This is a genomic window from Pseudoalteromonas sp. SR43-5 (assembly GCF_014163835.1).
Lineage (GTDB): Bacteria > Pseudomonadota > Gammaproteobacteria > Enterobacterales > Alteromonadaceae > Pseudoalteromonas > Pseudoalteromonas distincta.
This window is the reverse complement of sequence record NZ_JACJEA010000035.1, coordinates 20,004-41,205: the sequence shown is the minus strand read 5'-3', so window position 1 is coordinate 41,205 and position 21,202 is coordinate 20,004. Positions and strand designations below refer to the sequence as shown.

Below are 21,202 nucleotides of genomic sequence, written 5' to 3'. Positions count from 1 at the left end.
TAATTACAGAGGTAATTGTTGTAAGTCGTTGAGCGGTAAGTTATTTGCAATGGTTTTTAATGCAATGCCGCTAGGTAAAATAAGTTCAGGTGCAAGCTCTAATAGTGGGTAAACCACAAACTCGCGATCACTCAAACCATAATGAGGCACGGTTAAGCGCGCCGTATTTATAATTTGATCATCAAATAATAGGGTATCGATATCAAGTGTGCGCGGACCCCAACGCTCAGCTTTTCTTACTCGACCATGCTCAAGCTCAATACTTTGTGTTAAATCAAGTAATTGCTCTGGATCAAGGGTCGTTTTAATACAGGCTACGGCATTGATATAGTCTGGTTGATCTTGTGGGCCCATAGGCTTACTTGCATAGTAATGCGATACGTTTACAAATTCACAATTAGGCAGCTTTTTAAGCGCAATTATCGCGTTATCAAGCTGCTCTTTTGGTGAGTTTAGGTTGGCACCTAAACCCAAATAAACACAATGCATGTTATTACTCAGTTGGCTTTTTAGTAGGGCGACGGCGCTTTCGCGGCTTAGGACCACCTTGATGACCTAAGCTTTTAACCATCTCTTTTTGGCCGTTTATATCTTTACTTAAGTATTGTGTCCACCACTGAGCAAGCTCTGTATGCTGAGTTTCGCCTGCATCTACGCGTAATAATAAAAAGTCGTAAGCGGCTTTAAAGCGAGGCTGTTGCGTTAGCCTGTATGCACGTTGGCCAGCACGTTTATCTAAGCGGTGCTGAATATGCCAAATATCGCGAGCACCTAAAGTAAAGCGCTTAGGAACAGCTATATGCTGTGAATTATCGCTTAGTACTTTATTCATTGCTTGTGCGAAAGCATCGTATTCAGATAGTTGCTCTTGGCTTTGAATTTTTTTAGTGCGCTCAAGCAGTGGGAACCAAAGTAGGGCAGCAAAAATAAACGCCGGTGTTACTTTTTTATCGGCATTAATACGCTTGTCGGTATTTTGAAACATTTGCTGAATAAGCGTGTGCTCTAAGCCACTTGGGTTTTTATCTAAAATTTTATCAAGTTCAGGAAAAAGTGAGCGGAATAAGCCGTATTTACGCAGCATTAAAAAGTTAGCTTCGGCCTTGCCGTTTAAAAACAGTTTAAGAATTTCTTCAAATAAACGAGCTGGCGGAATGTTATCAAGCAAGCTTGCAAGCTCGCTAATTGGCTTTTCACTTTTAGGCGCAATGCTCATATCAAGCTTAGTGGCAAAACGTACTGCACGTAACATACGAACAGGGTCTTCGCGGTAACGCGTTTCAGGGTCGCCAATAAGCTCGATTTGTTTAGCTTTAATTGCCGCTAAGCCGTTGGCGTAATCGTGAATACTAAAATCTTTAATTGAGTAATAAAGTGCGTTGATTGAAAAGTCGCGGCGCTCTGCATCTTCTTCAATACTGCCAAATACGTTATCACGTAGTAGTTGGCCCTCATTGCTTGATTGGCTTATTTGATTTTTGTCTTCTTGCGCTTCGTGGTGGCCACGCATTGTTGCCACTTCGATAATTTCACGGCCAAATACAATGTGTGCTAGACGAAAGCGACGACCTATCAGGCGACAGTTTCTAAATAGTTTTTTTACCTGATCTGGAGTTGCATTAGTAACTACGTCAAAATCTTTTGGCTGTTGGCCTAACAATATATCGCGAATACAACCACCAACAAGGTAGGCATCGTAGCCACCGTCTTTTAAGCGGTATAATACTTTGATTGCATTTGGGCTAAATTGTTTGCGAGAAATACCATGCTCACCACGAGTGACAACAATAGGTTCACTGCTTACAGAAGCGCTTTCGGCACTGGTATTCGGGCCGATTATTTGTCGGCAAAATTGAAAAAGCTTGGAAATAATAGTCTGTCTCCTAGAAGGTGTGATTGACTCTGCATCGCAATCAAAAGTTACAGCAAATAGGGCGGTTATAACCCAGTACAAGCTGTTTGACGTAATTAGCATATATTTAGGCGGCTATCATATACCAGCAGGGTTTAAAAATTAAGTTGATGTGTTGAAATTAAGCCGTTTTTAGCTATTTTATTTACTTAAATGTGTAAATTGGACTTTCTGGCTATGTGGATGTTGAGAAATTTGTATTTCGGATACTTGGGGGACCTGTTTTAAGCTAAACTTTTTAATTCCCCAATCGATTAATTGTTCTATATTTAAGTCGCTTAAATCAGCTATAACAGGTAGCCCTAAAAATTCAAAAGCGCTAATTAAAGCAGGCTTTGGATTTTGCTTACAAATGGCGGGGGCATAATTTTGTTTAGATAGTTTAAAACCGGGTTTGGCAACCGCTAAAGGTAAATGAGCAAATTCAGGTACAGGGCTGTCGAGTTGTTTAAACAAACTAATTTGCCGAGCTGTTGGTTCAATTAAATCTGCGCCTCTTACAATTCGATTTATCCTTTGATCGATATCATCGACGACCACAACAAGTTGATATGCAAATAAACCGTCACTGCGTTTAATTAAGTAATCTTCGTGGGATAATGCACTATTTACCGATATATCACCTTGAATTAAATCACTAAATTGAGTCGTTGGATGTTGCTGAACTAAACGAAGCGCGCCGGATTGAGTATGATGATTAAGTGCTTTGCAATGCCCCTGATAAATACCGCCAATGGCTTTTATTTGCTTTCGAGTACAGGTGCAACCATAAACAAGGTTTTGCTCTAAAAGAGAGTGGGTAATATCTTGATATAAAGACAGACGCTGTGTTTGGTATACAACAGGTTCATCCCAATAAAGGGCGTAGGCTTGTAAGGTATTTAGAATATCGGAGTCGGCGTTTTTAACCACGCGCGTAGTGTCAATGTCTTCTATACGAACTAACCATTTTCCTTGATTAGCTTTTGCATCTAGGTAGCTACCCACAGCCGCTACAAGTGAGCCAAAATGTAATGGCCCAGAAGGAGACGGCGCAAAACGACCGCGATATTTACACATAGGCGCAGTAACGGCTGTAGGAGACATAACTAACTAATAAGTTTTAATTAGCCGCGTCCAGATTGCTTTTCTTTGATTTCTGCAAGTGTTTTACAGTCTACGCATAAATCGGCAGTAGGACGTGCTTCTAAGCGACGTATGCCAATTTCGATGCCACAAGACTCACAAAAGCCAAAATCATCTTCTTTAATCAAATTAATTGTTTTTTCAATTTTTTTGATTAATTTACGTTCGCGGTCACGAGTACGAAGTTCTAAAGAGAATTCTTCTTCTTGTGCAGCGCGGTCAACTGGGTCAGGAAAGTTAGCAGCTTCGTCTTGCATGTGCGATTTAGTACGATCAACTTCGTTACGTAAATCGTTACGCCAAGTCTCTAAAATTGCTCTAAAATGAGCACGTTGTGCATCATTCATGTACTCTTCGCCTGGTTTTTCTTGGTATGGTTCTAAACCGGCTTGAGCCAATAAACCATGTTTCTTTTGGTCTGGCATAACTCTCTCCTAAATCCTTAATTTAATGCCTCAGCATTAGCCGGCGGTATAAATAACAGAATCTTATACCCTAGGCAAATTTATTTTTAATTAATCGAATTAGCTTCAACCATGCTTACTGAGTAAAAAAGTGTATTAATAGTTTATTTACACTTTTAATTAATTCACATATTCGCTTTCTAAAACTTGCCTTGTTATATGGGCAAAAGCTTCAAAAGCAAGTTAATTTTTATAATTCACTTTTTACCACTTTCTATAATTAGAGTGCTTTGTAAATTACGCTTAGTTCAATCTCTTGGTTTATTACACTATTCTATAAATGCTATTCTTTTATGAAGTAAGACTCCATTAGCTGAAATTTTGGCTTTGTATGCTAATACTTCAACACCGGCTATTATTGCTTGGTTTAATAACGTGGCGTATTTTTTATCAATATGCGCAGCTGCACTTACGGTATTTATTCCTTCATGCAAAACAGCGAACAGTAATACTGCTCGGTGGCCTTGTTCGATCATTTCTATTAGTTCGCGAATATGCTTTTGTCCACGCACTGTTTGCGCATCAGGAAAGTAGCCTTGCCCGCTTTGTGGTGTATCTTCGCTTAATAATGTGACTGATTTAACTTCTACATAACAATTGGGCTTATTTTCGTCTGTGAGTAAAAAGTCGATACGACTGTTTTCGCTGCCGTACTTAACTTCGCTTTGCAATTGACTGTAGTCGAGTAGCTCGCTTATCACATTATTGTTTATTGCTTCTTCAACTACTTTATTAGCCACCGCTGTATTTACACAAATAAGCTGCGATAAGTTATTTTGCGTAAGTTCTAATGAATGCGGGTATTTTCGTTTTGCGTTATCGCTTGTTGAATAAAAAGCAGTAAAGCCTGGCTCAGCGCATCCCGTCATTTTACCTGTATTTGCACAGTGGGCGGTAAATTCGCTGCCATCACTTAATTGTAAATCAGCTAAAAAGCGTTTGTAGCGCTTTAATAATATGGCTGGTTGCAGCGCTGGCGTGTACTTCATAATAACTTCCAAAGCGTAAACACTGCTCAGCAGTGTGATTTATGTTATTTATCTCAAGCTGTTGGGAACTTAAGCGCTCTATAGTAAACTCGGTGGCACATTTAAGTGCAAGGGAATTCTAACATGAGTGAAAAATTTGTTGTTCAACTAAGCGAACAAGCAGCAGCGAGTCATTGGGGCGATAATGCGTCATTGTCTTTTAACGAGCGCGGTGCAACTGTTCATTTATCTGAGCAAGACACATTAAAAAATGTTCAAAAAGCAGGCCGTACTATTGCAAGCCAAGGCGTTAAAAATGTTGAATTAGCAGGTGATACTTGGTGTACAGAAAGCCAGTGGGCTTTTTACCAAGGCTTTGTAACACCAAAATCGTTAAACGGTGTTGAGTTTGTTGATAACGCACAATCAGATATTAAAGAACTTGCTCACTTAAAAACGTCAGCAATTTGGGCACGTGAAATGGTTAACGGTACTGCCGATGACATTTACCCAGAAAGCCTAGCTGAAAAAGCAGCTGAGTTTATTCAATCATTAGCGCCTGAACACGTAAGTTACCAAATTATTAAAGGTGATGCGTTACTAGAACAACAGTGGATTGGTATTCATGCAGTTGGTCGCGGCAGTGTTCGCCCACCAGTATTGCTTGAGCTTGATTACAACCCAACAGGCGACGAAAATGCACCAGTAAGTGCTGCGCTTGTAGGTAAAGGTATTACGTTTGACTCAGGTGGTTACTCAATTAAATCAAGCGAAGGTATGCTTGGTATGAAGTGCGACATGGGCGGCGCTGCAACAGTAACAGCAGGTTTAGCATTGGCTATTAACCGTGGTATTGAAAAACGTATTAAGCTGTTTTTATGTTGTGCTGAGAACTTAATTTCGGGTCATGCATACAAATTAGGTGACATTCTTACTTATAAAAATGGCACAACAGTTGAAATTGTAAACACGGATGCTGAAGGTCGCTTAGTACTTGCTGATGGCTTAATGGCAGCAGGAGAGACTGGCGCTCCACTTATCATTGATGCAGCAACACTAACTGGAGCAGCGCTTGTTGCTGTTGGCCAAGAGTACAATGCATTATTTGCACTTGATAAAGAACTTGCACGTGAAGTTGAAAGTTTTGCATCTCAAGAAATGGAAGCTGCTTGGCCACTTCCTCTTGAAAAATGGCATCAACAAAACTGCCCATCTCCTTATGCTGATACGGCAAATAGCCGTGCACAAAAGGGTGGCGGTTACGGCGGTGCATCGAATGCTGCAGGCTTTTTATCACGCTTTGTGCCAAACGATGGCAAAGGCTGGGTGCACATAGATTTAGCGGCTGCTTTTAACATGGGCAGTACAAGCCAATGGGCAGCGGGCGCAACAACCCAAGGTATGCGTACGGTTGCTCGTACCCTACAAGAAAAAGCATAATATTTACTAAATTATGCTTTTTACACTAAAAATAGGCACCTATGGGTGCCTATTTTTTAATTTACAGGCAAGCAATTTTATTTCATTTGCGGTAAAATCCGTTGCCAATACCTGTTTGAGTTTAATTTTTGCTTAACTCTAAGCTGCGCTCAAATCTTATATCCACCACTGGGGTTTCTAATTATGTCAGATAAGTGCTACATCACAGCTCAACAGCTGCTTGAAGATTCGTTCCGCGTAGCGGCACAAGTATACCAAGATGGCTTTCGTCCTGATTTTATTATTGGTATTTGGCGAGGTGGTGCACCGATCGGTATTGCTGTTCAAGAATATTACGATTATAAAGGCATTGAGACTGACCACATTGCAGTACGTACATCGTCTTATTACGGTATTGGTAAACAATCTAAAGAAATTAAAGTCCACGGTTTGCATTACATTGTTGAGAACGCAAATGCAGGCGACTCATTATTAATTGTTGATGATGTATTTGACTCTGGTCGTAGTATTGTTGCATTAAAAGAAAAGCTTTCAGAGCTTATGCGCTTAAACTTGCCACGTGATATTCGTATTGCATGTCCGTACTACAAGCCAAAAAACTCAAAAGTAGACACTGTTCCAGATTATTATATTCATGAGTCTGAAGAGTGGTTAGTGTTCCCGCATGAACTATCGGGTTTAACACCGGATGAAATTATTGCAGGTAAATCTGATCTTGTGAAAATTCATGACATTTTGCTAGAGAAGTAATCAGTAATTTGTATAAATAAAAAAAGGCCGTTAAGGCCTTTTTTTATTTTAAAGCTGAGCAAAGCTATCTACGTATTCACTTAGCTTTGGTATATCGACTGCTTGTAAGCCATCGTTACTTCTAAGTACCAAGCCTTTTTCGACAAGTTCTGTAACAACACGTCTGTAAGCTCGCTCAGTGGTAGCAAAACGTTCGGCTTCAGCATTTACAGTTGGGTAGGCTCTAAGTAGCGTAGGGTTGTTGTTCTCGGCCCTTAGTAAGCAATCTTTGGCTATGTTGTAGCTCAATGGTAGTAGTAGCTTATCTAAATTGATTTTTTGGTTTTCCTGAAATTTAGCCGCAATAGTTTGTGCGGTGTATAAACTCAGTTCTGGTTTTTCAAGCAGCAGAGCACGCCAATGTCTTAATTCAATAAGATTATAAGTTACATCGCTAAAGCACGTTACCGTATAAATACACGGATTATTATTTAGCGCTTCTATTTCACCAATAAGGGTGTTGTTACAATCCAATTGTCCTAACAGCAGGCGTCGTCCATTACCTACGTCGTAACTAAACGACACAGTGCCACTGCGTACAAGCACAAGCTTGCTTAAAGGCTGATCTTGATGGATCAGAACTTCTTTTTTTGATTGTTGATAGCTACTACCGGCAAAGGTTAAAAGCTGATCAACAAGGTAACTAGAAAAATGGTATTGAAACATCAATGTGCTCTTCGGACATTTGTCCTATTTATTACATCTTAATGACGTTAGCATTAAGACACTAAGAATTTACGCTAACTTGCTACTAATATTATTAGCTTTGCTAATAGTATTATTTTACCTTCATTTCCCGTGTAATGATTTAAGAATTTGCTGGTGTTTTCCGGCAAACTTTTTCAGGTTTTTAAGCAAGTTAGCTTTTTTATTTTGTTGTAACTTTGCAATACTTATAAGTGCCATAAGTTAGCAGTACATGTAATGCTAACCTAAAGGCTAGGAGAGAACAATTGAGTTGGGAATATTTAGGCTATATTGCATCAGCTTTATTGGTTGCATCGTTAACAATGACAGATGTAGTAAAACTGCGTTGGTACAACATGTTCGGTTGTATTGTATTTACTGCATACGGTGTTGCCATTGGCGCAGTACCTGTTATTTTTACCAACGGCTTATTGTCGCTTGTAAATTTATACCACATTATAAAAATATATCGCCAACCTAAAGTTGAAGACGCTAAAAGCTAAAATAAGTTATCTGCACAAATAAGTTAATGATTTCAATTAAAATCAAAACTTCAGTTTTTTGTGCATTCCGGCTTGAAGTGAATACAGATAATCTCATATCACTCTACATAACTTTTCTTTGAACCTTGCTGTAAGCTCTTACTTAAAAGATGATTACCTTAGGTTTTAATACGCCGAACGTTAGCTAAATTCTGTTCGCGGATAACAAATATATAAATAAGTGCTTCTAAAAATTCCATTAAAAAATCCGATAGCAGTAAACTGCTATCGGATTTTTTATCTGTTATACCAACCTGCTTATATATGAATCTATTTAAAGCTTCAAAGCGCTTAAATATTTATGTAGGTTGTGGTATTTACGCTTTTTCTAAATCTTCAACGTCACCTAAGCCAGCGGTTAGTTCTTCAAGTAATTGCTTTATTTCCTCAGAAGCTAAAATAAAGTCAGCATCAAGTTTTAAAGCCATATCTTCTTTAGGAATATCTGCGTTCTCTTCTTTTAGAGTTTCAGAGTAACTTAAACGCTTGATAGAGCCATCGTTTTGCAGCATAAACTTAAGGCGTTCTTGCCAATCAAGTGCCAGTTTAGTTACGCGTTTACCACTTTCTAAGTGCGATTTAACCTCATCACATGCCAGATCATGGCCTTTTAGTTTTACTTGTGCACCGCTGTCGTCAGCTTCTTCAAGCTCAGCGTCAGAGCCAATAGCAAAGCCTTCTGGTGTACTAAAGTTAGTTAACCAATCAGTTAAGAATACATCTAGGTCGTAGTTAGCAAACGCAGGTACAACTGGGAGCGTTCCTAACGATTTACGAAGTAGTGCCAGTAGCTCTTCAGCTTTATTAAAGCTGCCACTATTTACAACCACCCAGCCATTTTCTTGGTCAATAAAGGCAAATTGTAAGCTCGACTTTTTAAATGCCTGGGGTAGAAGAGTATGAAGAATGTTTTCTTTTAATTCGTCTTTTTCTTTCTTTTTAACAGGGCGGTTTTCTTCGGCTTCTATCTGATCAATTTTCTCAGCAACTAGTTCGTTGATAACAGAAGCAGGGAGTACTTTTTCTTCACGTTTTGCGCAAACTAAAATACTTTTTTGAGAAAAATGCGATAGTGTTTCGCCATGCTTTCCAAACGCTTTCGTCCAACCAAATGTTGCAAGCTCTTGACCAGTACATGGGCGAAATAAATCTTGCTCTAATGCTTTATCAAAATCTTCTTGGGTGTATGAAACGTCTTGCTTAAAGCGGTAACAAATAAGGTTACTAAACCACATAGGGGAATTGATCCATTTGAAAAATTTGTCCAATCATAGCAATAAAAACAGCATCTCGAAATGACTGATTTGTTACTAGGGCGTGTTGAACTTTATGGATTGAAATTTGTTCAATCCAAGGAAGATTAAATCGCGGCGCGAGGTTTGTAACCTAGTGGGCTAAGTAACTGCTCCTGCGTTACCCTACTGGCTTACACCCATGTAAGAATAAGTAAAAACCGAGCAAAGCTTCCGGGTCCTGCTCACGCCCCTTACCTACATCCATGTAGGCAACAAAGAGTTAATCGTCCCTAGATCGAGCTCAAAGGGCAGCGCATGTTTGGTATTTATGCTGCGTTATCGCCTATTTATGGGGGATAACCACACTACATAGGCTCTGCCTTGCCTAAAAACCAAACATATTGCTGCAAATTCAACCACCAAAGATCAACACGCCCTAATAATTTAATACATATACTTTTTTATTCATATTTATCAAAAATAGGCATTGGCTTAGCCATGTTCTTTGGAAATTGAATATAGTAACGCAGACCTTTACCAGGTTCACTCGTTGCATCAATAGATCCACTAAGAGTTTGTTTAACTAAATTAAACATTATATGGGTACCTAATCCGCTTCCGCCCTCATCGCGTTTAGTCGTAAAGAATGGGTCAAACAATTTTTTCAATTGCTCACTGGTAACTCCGTTACCGTCATCTTTGTAATCAATCGTTAAGTTAGTGTTATCTGCGCTTATTTTGATATCCATCACACCGTTGCTTTTACCTTCAAAGCCATGAATGAGTGAATTCATAATTAAGTTAGTAAAAATTTGGCTGATGGCGCCTGCCGGTAAATTTAAAACTAAATCATCAGGGCATTCTAATTTTATTGTATGGGATGTCTTTTTTAGTTTTGGATGCAGTGAGCGTATTACTTCGTTAGTGTAATCTTTAAAGTTAATAGTTCTTACAGCTTCACTGGCCTGATCGACCGCTATTTGCTTAAAGCTAGCAATAAGCTCTGAGGCTCTATCTAAGTTAGTGGTTAACAAGCTTGTACTTTGTTTTGCTTCGTTAATAAATTCTTCTAGTGCTTTTGGTGAAAGTGTTTTTTCACTATAAGCACTTTCGAGTTTATTTAAGCGTTCTTGCAAAAACGATATTGCCGTTACACCTATACCAATAGGGGTGTTAATATCATGCGTAATACCCGCCACGAGCCCGCCTAGTGCGGCCATCTTCTCTGTGCCTAATAAACGTTCCTGTGCAAGGCTTAATTCCTCTATATAACGCTGAGATTCAGTTTGTTTTGTAATTAGCTCTTGCTCTGTGCTGCGGCGTAAGTCTATTTCTTCAGTGAGCACAATTTTTTGCTTCTCAAGTTCGTATTTTTGCTGTTGTAATTCCATCATTGCTTGGCTTAAGTTTGATGTTTTACGGGCTACGTCTTGCTCAAGTTGTATGTTGTGATGATCGAGCTTTTCGTTACTAATAATAAGTTCTTTTTGGGTGTGCTCAAGCTCTTTTCTGTACTGAACCACTTTATCTATTAGTTTGTTAAACGACTGCTCCATTACTTTTAGTTCGTTATGCTCCTCTGTTTCTATTTCTATGTGTTGCCCTTCTAGCTCATCTAATTCTAGGTTTTCTAGTTGCTCAGTAAGCTCAGCTAAGGGATCTGTAAGAAGCTTTCTAAATGCCATTAAAAATAAAATGATTAAAAAGGTAGTTTTAATCATCGCATTACCAATCAAAAAGTAGATTGATACCATAATTCGGCTTAAAACAACTTCTCGGCTAGAGAACAAGGTAACGTCGCCCACTTGGGTAGCACGGCCAGAAAATTCAAAAATAAGTGGAAAGGTGTAACCAAACAGACCGGATTTCGCGTCTTCTAAAATAGCTTCTTCTTGTACTAACTGTTGGTTATATAGCTTATGTATGTCGAGCGAGCGCCCTAACTGTGAAATAATTTCGCCGCTGTCGTCTCGAACAATAATCCCTTCAATCATGGGAATGGCGAGTAAACCTTCTGCTGTTGTAATTGTTTGCTTGGTATTAAGCTCCCAAATTGCACGTGTTAAGCTACGACTAAAGGTTTTTTGTAATGTACTTAATTCATCACGTATATAGTCTTTAGTATTGAGATATTCAGCAAGCACCTGTCCGCAAGTCACTACGAAGGTAAGCAAAAAATAAACGGATAAAACGCTTGTTAGCAGCTTCTTAGAAAGGCTTTTTTGTAACATGAGTGACTTGTTCATCCTTTGTTATTTTTGTAACGTTACTATTGTAATTTAAAAGTTAGTCAATAAACCTCTAAAAATAAATAAAAAAGTTAAAATTTGATAAGATAAATCTAATTAAGTAGGTATGTAGTATTAATGTAATTAAACTCAGCTATGAATTAGTAAATTTGTTAGACGTTAAGTTTTGTAAGTTTGATTAGAATTTAGTTTCGTTAATCATATTTAAATGAGTTAATTCTATATTTATCATTACATTGAATTATTAATGCGCTAAGTATTTAGATGCGTGTTAAAGTGTCCTGTGTGCAAAGAAAGATGGTCTTTTAATAACTTTGATGGTTGTGTAGTAGTAAACATGATGAAATTTTCTGTATTAGTCTGTGATGATTCTGCTGTTGCTCGTAAACAAGTCGTGCGGTGTTTAAATGAGTGTATAGACGCAGATATACAACAAGCTATAAATGGAGCAAACGCCCTCGATCTTTTAAGAGCACAAAACTTTGATTTACTGTGCCTAGACCTCACCATGCCAGAGGTTGATGGTATACAAGTACTTGAAACTATAAAAACAGAAAAAATAGAGTGCTTTGTGTTGGTTATTTCTGCTGATATACAGGAAAAAATGAAGCAACGAGTCGCCCAACTTGGCGCAATTGATTTTATTGATAAACCTATTAATAAATCAAGCTTGAATGAAATATTGCATAAATTTGGCATTCATTAGGTTTTTTCATGTTAAAAAAGGCTGTTTTATCTTTTGATTTAGGGTTGACAGCATAGCCTTTGTTAAGGCAGTCTTAACATATGAAAACAATTAATCGCGTACTGACCATTATTATTACAACCATCATTCTTACTGGATAGTGGCATAGGTCGGTGCAACAAATTTAAAGGCCTGTGTTCACTTAGAACACAGGCCTTTTTTCGTTTTATGGGATGAGGAACATAAACAATGCGAGTTTTAAAATTTGGTGGGTCTTCACTTGCCGATTATGCATGCTTACAACAGGTAGCTCAGTTAGTTAAAGCACAGTTAAAAGATGAAATGTTATTGGTGCTTTCTGCTCCAGGTGGAATGACCGATTCGCTAGTTGCACTTGCAAGTGCTGCAGAGCAAGGCTTAGATTTTTCGCAGCAATGGCAAGCATTAGCGAGTCGTTGTGAAGGCTTAAAAGCTGACGTTGAAAAAAGTGGCGTAGTAGTTACAAGCTGGCCAGACCTAGGCGAGCTTAAAAATAAATTAGATGGCGTGTCGCTTATACAGTGTTGCCCTGATCAAGTTCGCGCATTTGTAATTAGCTTTGGAGAGCGCGTTAGCGTTTCTTTAATGCAGGCTTTATTGAGCTCACAAGATGCAAGGTACTTAGAAGCAACAAGCTGTATTGCTTCAACTGGTGGCTACATTGATGCAGAAGCTGATTTAGTGGCAAGTAAAGCTCGCTTTCAAGCTGTGCTTAAAGAAAACCCTGCAACTATTTATATTATGCCTGGTTTTACGGCGAGTAATGATAAAGGTGAGCTTACGACGCTTGGCCGTAATGGTTCAGATTACTCAGCAGCTATTGCTGCGGCATGTTTAGAAGCTGAGATTTGCCAAATTTGGACTGACGTTGATGGCGTATATAGCGCTGATCCTCGCTATATTAAAAAAGCCACTAAAGTAGATTTTTTATCTTATAAAGAGGCGATGGAGCTTTCTTACTTTGGTGCAAAAGTACTTCACCCAAAAACAATTTTACCGTGTGCTAAAGCAGGCGTGCCATGTGAAATTAAAAATACGCATAACCCAGACGCACAAGGCTCATTAATTGGTAACGATTATTCATCTGATGAGCCCGTAAAAGCGCTTTCTAGCTTACAAGACCTTGCAATGTTAACTGTTTCAGGCCCAGGCATGAAAGGTAAAGTAGGCATGGCATCTAAGGTATTTAACGCGCTTGCTCACGATAACGTATCAATTGTATTGATCACGCAATCATCATGTGAATTTAGTATTAGTTTTTGTGTGCACGAAACAGACCTAGCACTTGCACTCGATGCGCTACAAACTGCATTTGAGCTTGAATTACAAGCAGGGCTTATTGAGCCTGTACAAGTACAACGTAATTTAGCCATTGTTACTTTAGTGGGCGACAACATGCGCGCACACCGAGGCTTAGCGGCTAAGTTTTTTGCATCGCTTGCACAAGCGCAAGTAAATATTGTGGCAATTGCACAGGATTCTACAGAAAGTGCTATTTCTGCGGTAATTGATGGTGAGTTATGTAATGACGCTGTAAAAATATGCCATGAAAACTTTTTCACGCATGTGCCGTCAATTGATGTGTTTTTACTAGGTTGTGGCTTAGTAGGGCAAGAGCTTATTAATCAGCTTGAACGTCAGCAAGCTTGGCTTGAAAAGCGTAATATTAAACTTAACTTGTATGGTGTTGCTAACTCTCGTCAATTACACCTTGATAACGAAGGCATCGCTTTTAGTGATTGGCAGCAAAAATTGGCCTCATCTGAGCAAGCATTTGATTTAAAATTAGTAGAGCAATTTGTTAAGCAAAACCACTTAGTGAATCCGGTATTAGTAGATTGTACATCTTCAGATGCACTTGCTGCGCAGTATGTAGACTTTTTAAATGCAGGTTTTCATGTGGTTGCAGCTAATAAAAAAGCGACAACAAGCTCATACACGTATTACCAAGATTTAATAGCTGCTACGCAAAAGAATAATCGTAAATTTTTATACGAAACTAACGTTGGTGCAGGTTTACCAGTAATCGATAACTTGCAGTCATTATTTGGTGCCGGTGATGAGTTACTAGAGTTTAGCGGTATTTTATCAGGCTCACTTTCGTATATGTTTGGTGCACTTCAAGATGGTTTATCACTTTCTGAGGCAACTATTAAAGCTAAAGAAAGCGGTTTTACTGAGCCAGATCCTCGTGATGATTTATCGGGTACCGATGTAGCACGTAAGTTACTGATCATTGCTCGCGAAGCCGGTATGAAGTTGGAGCTAAGCGATATTGAAGTTGAGTCAGTATTACCACAAGGTTTTGCACAAGGTGATAGCGTTGATGAGTTTATGGCAAAACTACCAAGCCTAGATGCTGATTTTAATGACCGCATTCAAAGTGCTGCGAGCGAAGGAAAGGTACTTCGTTATGTAGGTACAATTAAAGAAGGTCACTGTAAAGTAGGTATTGAGGCTGTTGATGAAAAACATGCGCTTAATGTAATTCGCGATGGCGAAAACGCGCTTGCTATTTTAAGCCAATACTACCAGCCACGTCCGTTTGTAATTCGTGGTTATGGTGCCGGCTCTGAAGTAACAGCAGCGGGTGTATTTGCTGATATTTTAAAAACACTATCGCGCTAGGAGCTCGTTATGATTGAAGTATATGCTCCGGCGTCTATTGGTAATTTTGCAGTGGGTTTTGATGCACTTGGCGCAGCGCTTGCGCCAATTGATGGTAGTTTATTAGGCGATGTAGCCGTTGTAAGTGCAGCACCAAGTGACGAATTTATTTGCACTGGCGACTACGCTCACAAGTTACCAAGTGATGCGAATGAAAACTTAGCGTACCAGTGTTTAGTACATTTTAGAGCGCATGTTGCGCCTGATATGCCAAGCGTAAAGCTCGAGCTTAAAAAGAATTTACCAATTGGATCTGGACTTGGTTCTAGTGCATGCTCGGTCGTGGCTACCTTTGCTGCCCTTGATAAGTTTGCACAAACTAACTTAAGTCAGGTTGAGCTTATTGAGCTTATGGCTGACTTTGAAGCTATAGTGAGCGGTGGTCGTCATTACGACAACATCACGCCATGCTATTTAGGTGGTTTGCAATTAACAGGTGATTTAGTCCCTGATAAATCGATTGCACTGCCTGTTGATGAAAATTGGTACTACGTTGCTGCGTTCCCTGGTTTTTCACTCAACACTGCAAAAGCGCGCTCGGTTTTACCAAAAGAGTTGAGCATGCATGCAAGTGTTGAGTTTGCACAGCGTTTATCGGCATTTAGTAGCTTACTGTTGACTAATCGTTTTGACGATGCACTGAGCATAATGAAAGATGAAATAGCAGAACCTTACCGCGCACCGCTTATTAAAGGTTTTAGTGAAGCCAAAGCAAGCTTACCAGCGTTGGGCGCTGAAATAGTGAGTATTTCGGGCGCAGGACCTACCTTGTTTAGTGTATGTAAAACACTTGAAGCTGCACAGCAATGCGCGCAGTGGTTAGAGGCAAATTACATTAACGAGCAAGGCTTTTGCCACATTTGTAAATTAGATAACGACGGCACGCGTCAATTAACAGTTTTATAGGATAGGTAGTCATGCAATTACATAATTTAAAAGATAGCTCACAAAAAGTGTCGTTCGTTGAAGCCGTAAAAACAGGTTTGGGTCGTAATCAAGGTGTGTTTTTCCCTGAATCCCTTGCCCCACTGTCCGATGTTGATGCTTTGCTTGATATGGACTTTGTTACACGCAGTGGCAAAATATTATCTCACCTAATTGGTGATGAGCTGCCTAGCGACACTGTGGCACAAATGGTTAAAAATGCATTTAACTTTCCAGTTAAGCTGGTGGAAGTTGAAGAGAATACATACTGCTTAGAGTTGTTTCATGGTCCTACGCTTGCGTTTAAAGACTTTGGTGGTCGCTTTATGGCTGAGTGTTTAGCGCAATTTAATAAAGATGAAAAAGTAACTATTTTAACCGCAACATCGGGCGATACTGGTGCAGCCGTTGCACATGCTTTTTATAACAAGCCGAATATCGATGTTGTCATCTTATATCCTAAAGGCAAAATTTCACTCGCTCAGCAAAAGCTATTTACTACGTTAGGTAACAATATTCATTGTTACGCAGTTGATGGCAGTTTTGATGATTGCCAAGAGTTGGTTAAAAATGCCTTTTTAGATGAAGAAGTTAAATCAACACTTGGGCTTAATTCTGCTAATTCAATTAATATTAGCCGTTTAGTTGCTCAGGTTTGTTATTACTTTGAGGCCATTGCACAACTACCAAAAGAAAAACGCGCAACAGCGCATATATCAGTGCCAAGTGGCAACTTTGGTAATGTATGTGCTGCAATGATTGGTGCGGTTATTGGCTTACCTGTAGGTAAATTAAGTGCAACAACCAACCAAAATGATACTGTGCCGCGCTTTATGCTTGATAAAACCTGGACGCCAAACGCAACACTTGAGTCGCTTTCAAATGCAATGGATGTAAGTAAGCCAAACAACTGGCCGCGTGTGCAAACAATGTTAGATAATAACTGGTTTAGCTACGATAACTTTTATTCAACTAGCGTAAACGAGGAAGACACGCAATCGGTGATGAAAAAAATTCAACAAACGGGTTATGTTGCAGAGCCTCACACTGCTATTGCGTACCAAGGTCTTGTTGAAAATCGAGCGCCAGGGGCCGCGGGTATCTTTTTAGCCACAGCTCACCCTGCTAAGTTTAAAGAAAGCGTAGAGGGTATTTTAAATATTGAATTAGGTATGCCAAAACCACTTAGCGACGCACTAGCAAAACCATGCCTAGCAAGCGATATAAAGGCCGATTACGACGCATTACGTACAGAAATACTTGCTAAACTTGGCTAAGTTAATTAGTTCAAAAAGGCGGTTAAGCCGCCTTTTTTTATAACTTTAGGCTTTTAAATCTAGTGAGTTGCATTTACTAATTAAATGTAGGAAATAGCATTCATTTAAAATCGTTATGGTTTTATAAGAAAATATCATCTTAAAAAGTCTGTGAAATAGTTTCAATCCCTGTTTAAATATCCTCAACTTAAGAGCGTAGGCAAAGAGTCGTTTAAAGCGTACAATAAAGCCTCTAAAAAACACCATACACGTTGCCCTAGGAGACCCCAATGTTAGAACGTAGCATGAATATTTCGGATTTTGATCCAGAGTTATTTGACGCGATAAACAAAGAAACTGCTCGCCAAGAAGAGCACATTGAACTAATCGCTTCAGAAAACTACTGTAGCCCACGTGTACTAGAAGCGCAGGGTTCACAGCTTACAAATAAATACGCAGAAGGTTACCCTGGCAAACGTTATTATGGCGGTTGTGAGCACGTTGATGTTGTTGAGCAATTAGCAATTGACCGTGCTAACGAGTTATTTGGTTCTGACTACGCAAACGTACAACCACATGCTGGTTCGCAAGCTAATGCAGCTGTTTTTCTAGCGCTATTAGAAGCAGGCGATACTGTACTTGGTATGAGCTTAGCTCATGGTGGTCACTTAACTCACGGATCACACGTAAGCTTCTCTGGTAAGCTTTACAATGCAATTCAATACGGACTAGATGAAACAACGGGCGAAATTGATTACGCACAGGTTGAAGCACTAGCACTTGAGCATAAACCAAAAATGATTATTGGTGGTTTCTCAGCGTACTCAGGTATTGTTGATTGGGCTAAGTTCCGTGAAATTGCTGACAAAGTAGGTGCTTACCTGTTTGTTGATATGGCTCACGTTGCAGGTTTAATTGCGGCAGGCGTTTACCCAAGCCCAGTTCCTCATGCACATGTTGTAACTACAACTACGCATAAAACACTTGCTGGTCCTCGTGGTGGTTTAATTATCTCTGCATGTGGCGATGAAGCAATCTATAAAAAGCTTAACAGCGCAGTTTTCCCTGGTGGCCAAGGTGGTCCTTTATGTCATGTTATTGCAGCAAAAGCAGTGGCATTTAAAGAAGCGCTTCAACCAGAATTTAAAGTATACCAAACACAAGTTGTTAAAAACGCAAAAGCAATGGTTGCTGTAATGCAAGAGCGCGGCTACAAAATCGTATCTGACAAAACTGAAAACCACTTATTCCTACTCGATTTAATCGATAAAGATATTACTGGTAAAGATGCAGACGCAGCCCTTGGTAACGCTAACATCACAGTTAATAAAAACTCAGTGCCAAACGATCCACGTTCTCCGTTTGTAACATCTGGTTTGCGTATTGGTTCTCCTGCAATCACTCGTCGTGGTTTTAAAGAAGAAGAATCAAAAGAGCTTGCTGGCTGGATTTGTGACGTACTAGATAACATCACTGATGAATCTGTACAGGCGCAAGTTAAAGAAAAAGTAAAAGCAATTTGTGCAAAATTACCTGTTTACGCTTAATTGCATAAGCAGCAGTAATTTAGATCACATAGGCTAGGGGCCTGTTTATCTTTCGAGGTTTAATTTGCAGTAGTATGTTTGGTTTTTAGGCAAGGCAGAGTCTATGTAGTGTGGTTACTCCACACAAATAGGCGATAACGCAGCATAAATGCCAAACATGCACTGCCCTCGGGTTCGTCCTAGGGGCGATTTACTCTTTGTTGCCTACATGGATGTAGGTAAGGGGCGTGAGCAGGACGCGGAAGCTTTGCTCGGTTTTTACTTAGCCCACTAGGTTACAAACCTCGCGCCGCGATTAAATCACCCATAGATAGAACAAATTTAATCCTGAAAGGTCAACAGGCCCTATTTTTTTGCTAAGATAAAAGACCGCTATTTAGCGGTCTTTTTTGTTTTAAAACGGAAGTACCGAGCTATGCATTGTCCATTTTGTACCGCAAAAGATACTAAAGTTATTGACTCACGCCTTGTTGGTGGAGGCCATCAAGTTCGCAGGCGCCGTGAGTGCAACGACTGCCATGAGCGCTTTACTACATTTGAAGGCGCTGAACTGGTTATGCCTCGTGTTATTAAACAAGACGGCAGCCGCGAACCATTTAACGAAGATAAATTATTAAATGGCTTAAATCGCGCACTCGAAAAACGCCCAGTGAGCACAGAGCAAGTAGACGAAGTAGTGAATATAATAAAATCGCAGTTGCGTGCTACAGGCGAGCGAGAAATTTCAAGCCATTTGGTTGGTGAATGCATTATGGAAGCCCTCAAAAAGCTCGATAAAGTAGCGTATGTAAGATTTGCCTCTGTTTATCGCTCGTTTGAAGATATACGCGAATTTGGCGAAGAAATTGCCCGCTTAGGGGAGTAACAATGCAAAGCCAAGTTCCTTTTACTGAACATGATGAAATGTATATGGCACGCGCCATAGAACTTGCCAAAAAAGGCCGGTTTACTACCACACCTAACCCTAATGTTGGCTGTGTTTTAGTTAAAAATAATCAAATAATTGGTGAGGGTTTTCATCAATTAGCAGGTCAAGGCCATGCAGAAGTAAATGCACTGGCTGTCGCTGGAAAAAATGCACAAGGTGCAACGGCTTATGTAACGCTTGAACCGTGTAGTCATTATGGCCGTACGCCACCGTGCGCCGAAGGCTTAAAAGCTGCCGGTGTGGTAAAAGTAATTGCTGCTATGGTTGATACAAATCCACAAGTTGCTGGCAAAGGCCTTAAAATACTGAGCGACGCGGGTATTGACGTTGCTTACGGGTTACTCGAATCACAAGCTCGCGCACTTAACGTTGGCTTTTTTAAGCGTATGGAACAAGGCTTACCTTATGTGATTTGCAAAATGGCAGCGAGTATTGATGGTAAAACGGCGCTTAAAAATGGGCAAAGTAAGTGGATCACAAGTCCTGCTGCTCGACAAGACGTACAATTATACCGAGCGAAAAGCTGCGCTATTTTAACCGGTGCCGATACAGTGCTAGTAGACGATGCTAGACTTAATGTGCGACTAAGTGAGCTGCCTTGCACACTGCCTACTGATTTGCCGCTTCGCCAGCCCGTGCGTGTTATAATTGACTCTCAAAACCGTTTAACACCTGACCTTGCTTTATTTGAAATCCAAAGTGATGTAATAATATTTACGACTAAGGTTGATAAATCATTGCAATGGCCGCATTTTGTAAAGCATATTGAAGTCAGTGAAAGTAACGGTAAAGTTGATTTACAAGCCGTTTTAGAAAAACTTGGGCAACTGCAGTTTAATAATGTTTGGCTTGAAGCTGGCGCAACACTTGCTGGTAAAATGACAGAGCTTAATTTAGTTGACGAGTTTGTTTTTTATTTAGCGCCTAAACTAATGGGCCATGATGCAAAAAGTTTAGTTAATTTTCCTGAATTGACGAGTATGCAAAACACCGTTGATTTAACATTTAATGAATGTGCGCGCATTGGTGACGATTTACGTATCACCGCGTCAAAACTCATTAAAATCACTTAATAAAAAGAGTAGTGCTATGTTTACTGGGATAATAGAAGCCACAGGCAAAATTGCTTTATTACAAAAAAAACAAGGCGACTTAGCCATTCGTATCCAAAGTACTGATCTTGATATGACAGACGTAAAGTTAGGTGACAGCATTGCAACTAATGGTGTTTGCTTAACTGTAGTTGATAAACATATTGATGGTTTTAGTGCGGATTTATCTAATGAGACGATTAGTTTGACCGGTTTTGCTCACTATGCTTTAGGACAAACGGTGAATCTTGAAAAAGCCATGCAACCTGTTTCTCGTTTAGGCGGTCATTTAGTGTCTGGCCATGTTGATGGTATCGCAACAATTACAAGTATTACAGCAAACGCCAGAGCAACAGAATATTGGCTTACAACTGACGAAAATTTAATGAAATACATTCCTTACAAAGGTTCGGTATGTATTGATGGTATAAGCCTGACAGTAAACGCTGTAGAGGGTAATAAATTCAAATTAACAATTGTCCCACACACGAGTGAGCAAACCACAATTGCTCATTTTAAAGTAGGTACCCAAGTTAATTTAGAAGTCGATCAAATTGCACGTTATTTAGAGCGCCTTATAAAGGGTGCAGAGCAACCAACGGGCTCTGATATTTCGATGAGCTTACTCGCTAAAGCGGGTTTTATTAAATAACG

19 protein-coding genes are annotated in these 21,202 nt (G+C 39.7%); 11 read left to right on the top strand and 8 right to left on the bottom strand.

Annotated elements, in window-relative coordinates; genetic code table 11:
- Positions 1 to 3 precede the first annotated feature (3 nt).
- From folK to sfsA, 5 genes are all read right to left on the bottom strand, one after another.
- A complete protein-coding gene (gene folK / locus H5090_RS17435; RefSeq protein WP_002962677.1) occupies positions 4 to 489 on the bottom strand; it encodes a 2-amino-4-hydroxy-6-hydroxymethyldihydropteridine diphosphokinase in 486 nt (161 codons plus the stop codon).
- Between the two features lie 4 nt (positions 490 to 493).
- Positions 494 to 1,975, bottom strand: a complete 1,482-nt coding sequence (gene pcnB / locus H5090_RS17430; RefSeq protein WP_002962675.1) for a polynucleotide adenylyltransferase PcnB — start codon at positions 1,973 to 1,975, stop codon at positions 494 to 496.
- Between the two features lie 78 nt (positions 1,976 to 2,053).
- Positions 2,054 to 2,998 (bottom strand): tRNA glutamyl-Q(34) synthetase GluQRS, encoded by a 945-nt coding sequence (gluQRS, locus tag H5090_RS17425; protein WP_182696316.1) that lies wholly within the window; start codon positions 2,996 to 2,998, stop codon positions 2,054 to 2,056.
- 20 nt (positions 2,999 to 3,018) lie between these two features.
- On the bottom strand, positions 3,019 to 3,462 hold the full coding sequence (gene dksA, locus H5090_RS17420; RefSeq protein ID WP_002962671.1) for an RNA polymerase-binding protein DksA: 444 nt from the start codon (positions 3,460 to 3,462) through the stop codon (positions 3,019 to 3,021).
- Between the two features lie 308 nt (positions 3,463 to 3,770).
- A complete protein-coding gene (gene sfsA / locus H5090_RS17415) occupies positions 3,771 to 4,490 on the bottom strand; it encodes a DNA/RNA nuclease SfsA (protein WP_182696315.1) in 720 nt (239 codons plus the stop codon).
- 123 nt (positions 4,491 to 4,613) lie between these two features.
- Here sfsA and pepB point away from each other — a divergent pair, with 123 nt between their 5' ends.
- Together pepB and H5090_RS17405 are read left to right on the top strand one after the other, a co-directional pair.
- Complete coding sequence (gene pepB / locus H5090_RS17410; RefSeq protein ID WP_002962668.1) at positions 4,614 to 5,909, top strand: aminopeptidase PepB; 1,296 nt, start codon at positions 4,614 to 4,616, stop codon at positions 5,907 to 5,909.
- A gap of 183 nt (positions 5,910 to 6,092) precedes the next feature.
- On the top strand, positions 6,093 to 6,659 hold the full coding sequence (locus H5090_RS17405) for a phosphoribosyltransferase (RefSeq protein WP_002962666.1): 567 nt from the start codon (positions 6,093 to 6,095) through the stop codon (positions 6,657 to 6,659).
- 48 nt (positions 6,660 to 6,707) lie between these two features.
- Here the strand turns inward: H5090_RS17405 and H5090_RS17400 are convergent, their stop codons facing one another.
- Positions 6,708 to 7,364 carry a Crp/Fnr family transcriptional regulator gene (locus H5090_RS17400; RefSeq protein WP_002962665.1) on the bottom strand — a complete coding sequence of 219 codons (657 nt, stop codon included), beginning with the start codon at positions 7,362 to 7,364 and terminating at the stop codon, positions 6,708 to 6,710.
- A 287-nt stretch (positions 7,365 to 7,651) separates the two neighbouring features.
- Here H5090_RS17400 and H5090_RS17395 point away from each other — a divergent pair, with 287 nt between their 5' ends.
- A complete protein-coding gene (locus tag H5090_RS17395) occupies positions 7,652 to 7,888 on the top strand; it encodes a YgjV family protein (protein WP_002962663.1) in 237 nt (78 codons plus the stop codon).
- A 356-nt stretch (positions 7,889 to 8,244) separates the two neighbouring features.
- On the opposite strand, the gene rdgC is transcribed toward H5090_RS17395, so the two are convergent.
- Positions 8,245 to 9,162, bottom strand: a complete 918-nt coding sequence (gene rdgC, locus H5090_RS17390) for a recombination-associated protein RdgC (protein WP_002962662.1) — start codon at positions 9,160 to 9,162, stop codon at positions 8,245 to 8,247.
- Between the two features lie 461 nt (positions 9,163 to 9,623).
- The gene (locus H5090_RS17385) at positions 9,624 to 11,393 is read right to left on the bottom strand and encodes a sensor histidine kinase (RefSeq protein ID WP_182696314.1); all 1,770 of its coding nucleotides are present in this window, start codon (positions 11,391 to 11,393) and stop codon (positions 9,624 to 9,626) included.
- A 355-nt stretch (positions 11,394 to 11,748) separates the two neighbouring features.
- Here H5090_RS17385 and H5090_RS17380 point away from each other — a divergent pair, with 355 nt between their 5' ends.
- The 8 genes from H5090_RS17380 (at position 11,749) to H5090_RS17345 (ending at position 21,200) form a co-directional block, all read left to right on the top strand.
- A complete protein-coding gene (locus H5090_RS17380) occupies positions 11,749 to 12,117 on the top strand; it encodes a response regulator (RefSeq protein ID WP_039490418.1) in 369 nt (122 codons plus the stop codon).
- A 228-nt stretch (positions 12,118 to 12,345) separates the two neighbouring features.
- Positions 12,346 to 14,763 (top strand): bifunctional aspartate kinase/homoserine dehydrogenase I, encoded by a 2,418-nt coding sequence (gene thrA / locus H5090_RS17375; RefSeq protein WP_138489567.1) that lies wholly within the window; start codon positions 12,346 to 12,348, stop codon positions 14,761 to 14,763.
- Positions 14,764 to 14,772: 9 nt separating this feature from the next.
- Positions 14,773 to 15,708 carry a homoserine kinase gene (thrB, locus tag H5090_RS17370; RefSeq protein WP_182696313.1) on the top strand — a complete coding sequence of 312 codons (936 nt, stop codon included), beginning with the start codon at positions 14,773 to 14,775 and terminating at the stop codon, positions 15,706 to 15,708.
- An 11-nt stretch (positions 15,709 to 15,719) separates the two neighbouring features.
- A complete protein-coding gene (gene thrC, locus H5090_RS17365) occupies positions 15,720 to 17,003 on the top strand; it encodes a threonine synthase (protein ID WP_039490421.1) in 1,284 nt (427 codons plus the stop codon).
- Positions 17,004 to 17,272: 269 nt separating this feature from the next.
- Entirely contained in the window at positions 17,273 to 18,529 is a 1,257-nt protein-coding gene (gene glyA / locus H5090_RS17360) for a serine hydroxymethyltransferase (RefSeq protein ID WP_002961763.1), read from the top strand.
- A gap of 415 nt (positions 18,530 to 18,944) precedes the next feature.
- Positions 18,945 to 19,394, top strand: coding sequence for a transcriptional regulator NrdR (gene nrdR, locus H5090_RS17355; protein ID WP_002961761.1), 450 nt, complete (start codon positions 18,945 to 18,947; stop codon positions 19,392 to 19,394).
- Between the two features lie 2 nt (positions 19,395 to 19,396).
- Positions 19,397 to 20,530 carry a bifunctional diaminohydroxyphosphoribosylaminopyrimidine deaminase/5-amino-6-(5-phosphoribosylamino)uracil reductase RibD gene (gene ribD / locus H5090_RS17350; protein WP_182696312.1) on the top strand — a complete coding sequence of 378 codons (1,134 nt, stop codon included), beginning with the start codon at positions 19,397 to 19,399 and terminating at the stop codon, positions 20,528 to 20,530.
- Positions 20,531 to 20,546: 16 nt separating this feature from the next.
- Positions 20,547 to 21,200, top strand: a complete 654-nt coding sequence (locus tag H5090_RS17345) for a riboflavin synthase (RefSeq protein WP_024596291.1) — start codon at positions 20,547 to 20,549, stop codon at positions 21,198 to 21,200.
- The last annotated feature ends 2 nt before the right edge of the window (positions 21,201 to 21,202 follow it).

What these genes read in the sequence shown, in the direction of transcription:
- sfsA (WP_182696315.1), bottom strand. Translation starts at nt 4,490, where the DNA reads ATGAAGTACACGCCAGCGCTGCAACCAGCCATATTATTAAAGCGCTAC.
- pepB (WP_002962668.1), top strand. Translation starts at nt 4,614, where the DNA reads ATGAGTGAAAAATTTGTTGTTCAACTAAGCGAACAAGCAGCAGCGAGT.
- glyA (WP_002961763.1), top strand. Translation starts at nt 17,273, where the DNA reads ATGTTAGAACGTAGCATGAATATTTCGGATTTTGATCCAGAGTTATTT.
- gluQRS (WP_182696316.1), bottom strand. Translation starts at nt 2,998, where the DNA reads ATGTCTCCTACAGCCGTTACTGCGCCTATGTGTAAATATCGCGGTCGT.
- pcnB (WP_002962675.1), bottom strand. Translation starts at nt 1,975, where the DNA reads ATGCTAATTACGTCAAACAGCTTGTACTGGGTTATAACCGCCCTATTT.
- rdgC (WP_002962662.1), bottom strand. Translation starts at nt 9,162, where the DNA reads ATGTGGTTTAGTAACCTTATTTGTTACCGCTTTAAGCAAGACGTTTCA.
- ribD (WP_182696312.1), top strand. Translation starts at nt 19,397, where the DNA reads ATGCAAAGCCAAGTTCCTTTTACTGAACATGATGAAATGTATATGGCA.
- thrA (WP_138489567.1), top strand. Translation starts at nt 12,346, where the DNA reads ATGCGAGTTTTAAAATTTGGTGGGTCTTCACTTGCCGATTATGCATGC.
- H5090_RS17380 (WP_039490418.1), top strand. Translation starts at nt 11,749, where the DNA reads ATGATGAAATTTTCTGTATTAGTCTGTGATGATTCTGCTGTTGCTCGT.
- nrdR (WP_002961761.1), top strand. Translation starts at nt 18,945, where the DNA reads ATGCATTGTCCATTTTGTACCGCAAAAGATACTAAAGTTATTGACTCA.
- H5090_RS17345 (WP_024596291.1), top strand. Translation starts at nt 20,547, where the DNA reads ATGTTTACTGGGATAATAGAAGCCACAGGCAAAATTGCTTTATTACAA.
- thrC (WP_039490421.1), top strand. Translation starts at nt 15,720, where the DNA reads ATGCAATTACATAATTTAAAAGATAGCTCACAAAAAGTGTCGTTCGTT.
- H5090_RS17385 (WP_182696314.1), bottom strand. Translation starts at nt 11,393, where the DNA reads ATGTTACAAAAAAGCCTTTCTAAGAAGCTGCTAACAAGCGTTTTATCC.
- H5090_RS17400 (WP_002962665.1), bottom strand. Translation starts at nt 7,364, where the DNA reads ATGTTTCAATACCATTTTTCTAGTTACCTTGTTGATCAGCTTTTAACC.
- thrB (WP_182696313.1), top strand. Translation starts at nt 14,773, where the DNA reads ATGATTGAAGTATATGCTCCGGCGTCTATTGGTAATTTTGCAGTGGGT.
- dksA (WP_002962671.1), bottom strand. Translation starts at nt 3,462, where the DNA reads ATGCCAGACCAAAAGAAACATGGTTTATTGGCTCAAGCCGGTTTAGAA.
- folK (WP_002962677.1), bottom strand. Translation starts at nt 489, where the DNA reads ATGCATTGTGTTTATTTGGGTTTAGGTGCCAACCTAAACTCACCAAAA.
- H5090_RS17405 (WP_002962666.1), top strand. Translation starts at nt 6,093, where the DNA reads ATGTCAGATAAGTGCTACATCACAGCTCAACAGCTGCTTGAAGATTCG.